Source organism: Escherichia sp. AM3, assembly GCF_032029835.1.
GTDB classification, from domain to species: domain Bacteria; phylum Pseudomonadota; class Gammaproteobacteria; order Enterobacterales; family Enterobacteriaceae; genus Escherichia; species Escherichia coli.
In genome coordinates this window covers 1-284 of sequence record NZ_JAVUPQ010000886.1, presented here as the reverse complement: position 1 = coordinate 284, position 284 = coordinate 1, and the positions used below count along the sequence as shown (strand labels likewise).

1 protein-coding gene is annotated in these 284 nt (G+C 49.6%); it reads left to right on the top strand.

Features of this window, described 5'->3' with window-relative positions:
• Nucleotides 1-183: hypothetical protein (locus tag RTW80_RS28890; RefSeq protein ID WP_071593442.1), on the top strand; the 183-nt coding region annotated here is incomplete at its 5' end.
• Nucleotides 184-284 lie beyond the last annotated feature (101 nt).

Genomic DNA, 284 nt, shown 5'->3' with positions numbered 1-284 from the left:
CGTATATACACAGTATATAACGATTCAGATATCGTCACTAGGATATGCCGCGCCAGCGGCATGGAAGGCGGCACTCCGCTGTTTCATATGATACCGCCGAAGCCCGATGTAAGCCGCTACAGTCGTCCGAAAGTCACCAGCCTCCTCCCCCCTGCCGTCATCCGTGCATCAGCTATGCACTGAGTATGCCTGCCCTTCCCTAGAGAATCCTGCCAGGCTTGCCACACTGATATATCTTGACTTTATGTAAACGATATGACACTTTATCATGATAATGATTTCCA